This window comes from Clostridium sp. UBA5119 (assembly GCF_002414285.1).
GTDB classification, from domain to species: domain Bacteria; phylum Bacillota; class Clostridia; order Clostridiales; family Clostridiaceae; genus Clostridium_J; species Clostridium_J sulfidigenes.
In genome coordinates this window covers 48893-54663 of record NZ_DHYX01000038.1, presented here as the reverse complement: position 1 = coordinate 54663, position 5771 = coordinate 48893, and the positions used below count along the sequence as shown (strand labels likewise).

Genomic DNA, 5771 nt, shown 5'->3' with positions numbered 1-5771 from the left:
ACTACCAGCTCTAATACTCCCGTCTTTTTCAAAGCGAGAGTTAATAGCTGATACGTCCCTGGACAACGAATTCTAAGTATCAACTAAATGAATACTTAGAATTTTGTTATTAAGTTTCAAAGAAGCTAAAAACTCTGCTTATTTACATATATTGTGAAGAATCATTCATAAACTTTGCTTAACTGAAACATATTTGACTATGATATTGAAAGGAAAGCTTTTCTGTTATATAATGGTTTGAAGTACAATATAGTTAAGACTTCTCTTAAATAGACTTCAAGTCTATTATTTTTTTGTATATTTGTATATAATATATAATTATTAGTAAGGAGGTTTCAGATGAACTTTATCCAGGAAGCTAAACAAATAAGTGAAGAATTAATTTATATAAGAAGAGAATTCCATGAAAATCCAGAGTTAGATTTTGATTTATATAAAACTTCTGATAAAATAAAAAATTTCTTAAAGGATGAAAATATAGAATTTTATTCTTGCGCAGGTACAGGTGTTGTAGCTACTATATATGGAGAAGCAGATAGTAGTAATGGAAAAACTATAGCTATAAGATGTGATATGGATGCACTACCTCTCCATGAAAAAAATAGTCACTGCTATGCTTCTAAGATTTATGGAAAAATGCATGCCTGTGGCCATGATGCTCATATGACAATGGTACTTGGAGCAGCTAAACTTTTAAATAACCATAGAAAAGAGTTAATAGGAAACGTAAAGTTTATTTTTGAACCTGCTGAAGAAACTACTGGTGGAGCTAAGATTATGATAGAAGAAGGAGCATTAGACGCTCCTCATGTGGATGCAATAATTGGATGTCATGTAGATGAAAGTCTTGAGGTGGGAACTATTGGACTTAAGCAAGGGGTAGCTTATGCTGCTTCTAATCCTTTTACCATTACTATTTGTGGTAAAAGTTCTCATGGTGCAAGTCCTCATAAAGGGATAGACCCTATAGTAATTGCAGCTCAGGTTGTAAATACTTTACAATTATTGGTAAGTAGAGAGACTAGTCCAGTATCACCAGGGGTAATAACTATAGGAACTATAAATGGAGGTACAGCAGCCAATATTATACCAGATAAGGTTACTATAACGGGTATAATTAGAACTATGAACCTAGAGGATAGGGAATACATGAAAAAAAGATTAAAAGAATTGGTAACCATGCAGGTAGAAAGTTTAAGAGGCACCTGTGAAATTACTATTGATGAGAGTTATCCATGTTTATATAATGACGATACTATGTATAATATATTTTATGATAATAGTGTAGCTCTATTAGGAAAAGATAAGGTTAAAATATTACGAGAACCTACTATGGGGGTAGAAAGTTTTGCATACTTCTCCCTTAAGGTTCCAGCTATGTTTTATCAATTAGGATGTGGAAACCTTGAAAAAGGAATAATATATCCTCTTCATAGTAGTAAATTTGATATAGATGAGGAATGTCTACAAATAGGAGTAGCAGTTCATTGTAATATGGCTGTAAACTATCTTAACAAACTATAAGAAAGAAATATTGGAGGACAATATGAATAATATACAAATAGGTTCAAATGAAGCTGGTCAAAGATGCGATAAATTCCTTAGAAAGTTACTGAAGGATGTACCTTTAAGTGCTATATATAAGGCATTTAGAAAAGGTGACATTAGAGTAAATGGTAAAAAAATAAAAGAACAATATGTTTTAGAAGAGGGAGACACCATAGAAATAAGATATATAAAAACTAGTGGTGAAAAAAAGAAATTTGAAAGAATAGAAAATAATCTTAAAATTACCTATGAAGATGAAAATATACTTATGGTAGAAAAGTGGCCTAATTTATTAGTTCATAGTGATACAAAGAATGGGGAACCAACTTTAACAGACTATGCCTTATCCTATCTCTATGACAAGGGTGATTATGAACCTGAAAAAGAAGTAACTTTTACTCCTGCTCCATGCAATAGATTAGATAGAAATACCTCTGGTGTCGTTATATTTGGAAAAAATTTCAAATATCTAAAGGCTCTTAATGAGGCTATAAGGGAAAGAAGTATTGAAAAATACTATATGGCTCTAGTACAAGGAAGAATAAAGGACGGAACTTATACAGGATATATCTTAAAAAATGAAGATGCAAATATTTCTAAGGTATATAGGACTGAAGTTCCAAACAGTAAAGAAATTGCTATGGAAGTTAAAACTATTCAAAGTTGTGGTACTTTTTCCCTAATAGAAATTAACTTACTTACTGGAAGAAGTCATCAATTAAGAGCTCACTTATCAGAGCTAGGAAATCCTATAGTTGGAGATTCTAAATATGGAGATAAAAAGCTTAATAGCTTCTTTGTAAATAGATATGGTTTAGATTTTCAATTCCTATATGCATATAAAGTAATATTTAAATCAAACTCAGAGGAGCTTGAATATATGAAAAATAAAACTATAGCAGAATCTTTACCACCAGTATTAAAGAAGATAAAGAATGATGTGTTTAAGTTTTAATGGAGGGGTAATATGAATGACAGAACTGAGGGGGCTCAGCACTCTGTAGCTAAAGGCTTTATGGTACTCACCATATCTATGATGTCAGTAAAGGTGTTATCGGTAGTTTATACACCTTTACTTAGGCAGATTTTAGGATCAACGGGTTGGTCAGTATACTATTCTACATATACAATTTTTTCTTATATATACATTATAGCTAATGCGGGTATACCTGTAGCCATTGCAAAGTTAGTATCGGAACTTGAAGCAAAGGGAAACTACAAAGATGCAATAAAAACCTTTAGAGCATCTAGAACTTTACTTATAATCTTAGGGTTAATCCTATCCGTATTCATGTTTATATGGGCAAAACCCTTAAGTATAGCTTTTAATAGTCCTGAATCAATATTAGCTACTAGATGGCTTGCACCAGCATTATTATTTACTTCAATAATGGGTGCATACAAAGGTTATTTTCAAGGTATCGGAAACATGACCACCACTGCAGTATCCCAAGTAGGAGAACAAATTCTAAATATAATATTTAGTTTATTATTTGCTTATCTACTCATGGGAAAAGGTGTATCCTATGGAGCTGCTGGAGGAACTATAGGTACAGTGGTTGGAGCTATTGGAGCATCTTTATACTTTATATTAGCCTATAAAATGTATGGATCTAATCACGCCCCCAAAAAGAATAAAGCTGGGGTAAATAGATTAAGTAATAAAACTATTATTAAATCTATATTAAAGTATGCATTTCCAATAACTATAGCTTCTGCACTGCAGAATTCGGGAACTATAGTAGACTTAAAAATCGTAAAGTCTAGACTCTTATCTACAGGATTAAGTCAAAAAACTGTTGATATTCAATGGGGATATTTAGGTCTTTACAACACGCTTATGTCAATTCCTATGGCTATTATTGGAGCTTTAGCTATTGCTCTTGTTCCTGCCATATCTAGAATTCATGCCTTAGATAATAAAAAAGGTCTTAGGTTTAATATTAAATCTTCCTATAGAGTTACTTTTATGATAGCTATACCTTGCGCTGTGGGATTAGGAATTCTATCTATGCCTATTTTAAGAATCCTAGGATATGATAAGGAGGTATCCCCTTTATTAATATGGGGAGCTTGGGTTTTAATCCTATATGCTATCACATTAGTCCAAACTTCTATTCTGCAGGGAATGGGTAAGGTAAACGTAGTAACTATATTTTCTGTAGTTGGAATATTAACTAAAGTTGTTGTAAATTATATATTAATAGCAATGCCTTCCTTTGGAATCCTTGGAGCTATTTGGGGTAATGCAGCCTGTTATTTAGTAATGCTTATATTATTCCAATGGCAAATAAATGACTCTATTGATGGAAGGATACACTTGATTCCTTGTTATATAAAACCTTTGATAGCTGGATTAGCTATGGGGATAGTGACATTTTTCTCATATAAGATATTTAATGGAGTTCTAGGATTAATTTTCGGTGGTTATATATTAAACTTATTTGTATCATTAATAAGTATAGCATTATCTGCTGGAGCCTACGGATTAGTGTTAGTAACCATAGGTGGTGTTAAAAAGTCCGATTTAAATTCACTGCCAAATAAAATTACAAAACTTATACCTAAAAGAATATATAAAAAGTTAAAATAAATATTATTAAATTATTTTAAAATAGAACCTAGAACTTAGTATTTAAAAATTAAGTTCTAGGTTCTATTTTATGAACTTTTTCGTATTAAAAAACTTGATACAAAGAATAAGGAAAAAGCAACTACAATGATAGTTATGATTTTAGGAATGATAAAGGTATTAAGAATTATAGAACTTATGATGGTTGTTACTAAATATACTAAAACTGTTAGTAACACTAGGATTAATATTTCCCAAATTGGAAAAGATAGCTCTATCACTTGTCCAATATAATAAAGATTTATTAAAAATCCTATAATAGATGTTACAATCAAGGAAATTCCATATCCATAGATATTTATGCTAGGAATACCTATAAGTATAAATATTAGAACTAACTCAATCAAAGCTGTAGCAATGGAACTTAAAAGGATAACCTTTTGTTTCCCTATACCATTTAAAATACTATAGGTACAGTAGTGACAATACATAAATGGAGCTGCAAGGGAAGCTATCTTTATAAAGCTACCTAAGTCATTTCTATCAAAGAATACTTCACCTAATAAATTAGGACATACATAGCAAATAATTACTGTAGAAACCCCTAACATAAAACAAATTTTAATTACTTCATTTACTCTAGAGTTTATATTAGAAAAATCCTTTTGACTTATTTTTTTAGATATATCCGGAATTATTACTGTAGACAAAGATACAACTATAACTAATGGGAAGTACACAATAGCAAGAGCCATACCATTAAATTTACCTATTATCTCAAGGGCACCTATGTGATCAAACCCAGCAGCAACTAACCTTATGGGTACTAAAAGTGTAGATACACTTTGAAGTGCTGTAGTTAAAAAACCATTTATAGCTAGGGGAACAGCAATAATTAGTATGTTAAATAACAATTGAAAGCTGTTATCTGGTCTTACACTATTGGTATAGGGAATCTTTTTAATACTTCTTTTATAGAAAATATATAGAAATACGAAACTTATTATTTCACCAATAGTAAATGAAAGATAGGTTGCCGCTACTGTATTTTCGATGGTTTTAAGAGATAAATAGTAGATTACTCCTACTAATATCACCATTCTAACAGCTTTTTCTAATATATCTATAACTGAAGGGGTTATTACCTGACTTACTCCATAGAAATAACCTTTATATACGCAGGATATAGCAATAAAAACAATAGCAGGAGAAGCTATCCATAAGGAACGTATTGCTCTAGGGTCTTTAATAATATAATTACAGATTATTGGACTAAGTATAAACATAATACCTGCTATAAAAATTGACCAAAGTACTATAAAAACTAGGGAAGCATTAACAGTTTTATGTAAATCTTCAAATCTCCTAGTACCAAGATAAGCAGAAGTTTCTCTTGAAATTGCAGCAATTATTCCTCCACATACTAAACAACAAAATAAATCATATATAGGCATTATCAAACCATAAAGTCCAACTCCCTCTGGTCCTAACTGTCTTGATAGTATAATAGAAAACATAAATCTCAATACGCCCATGGCTAAATTAGAAAGAGTCAACACAAATGTATCTCTATAAAAAGTATCTTTACTCATCTTTATTACCTCCAATTAGGCATCTGAAAATAAATAACAAGTCAAAGATGAGAAGTATA

General features: G+C 30.9%; 4 protein-coding genes. 3 read left to right on the top strand and 1 reads right to left on the bottom strand.

Going from position 1 to position 5771, the window contains the following annotated elements; all coding sequences use genetic code 11:
- Positions 1-339: 339 nt before the first annotated feature.
- The 3 genes from B2671_RS05280 to B2671_RS05270 are packed head-to-tail and all read left to right on the top strand — an operon-like array spanning position 340 to position 4141.
- Complete coding sequence (locus B2671_RS05280) at positions 340-1524, top strand: M20 family metallopeptidase (protein ID WP_346869477.1); 1185 nt, start codon at positions 340-342, stop codon at positions 1522-1524.
- Between the two features lie 22 nt (positions 1525-1546).
- On the top strand, positions 1547-2503 hold the full coding sequence (locus B2671_RS05275; protein ID WP_346867232.1) for an RluA family pseudouridine synthase: 957 nt from the start codon (positions 1547-1549) through the stop codon (positions 2501-2503).
- 12 nt (positions 2504-2515) lie between these two features.
- Positions 2516-4141 carry a polysaccharide biosynthesis protein gene (locus tag B2671_RS05270; RefSeq protein WP_346869476.1) on the top strand — a complete coding sequence of 542 codons (1626 nt, stop codon included), beginning with the start codon at positions 2516-2518 and terminating at the stop codon, positions 4139-4141.
- Between the two features lie 68 nt (positions 4142-4209).
- Here the strand turns inward: B2671_RS05270 and spoVB are convergent, their stop codons facing one another.
- Positions 4210-5712, bottom strand: a complete 1503-nt coding sequence (spoVB, locus tag B2671_RS05265) for a stage V sporulation protein B (RefSeq protein ID WP_346869475.1) — start codon at positions 5710-5712, stop codon at positions 4210-4212.
- Positions 5713-5771: the final 59 nt, after the last annotated feature.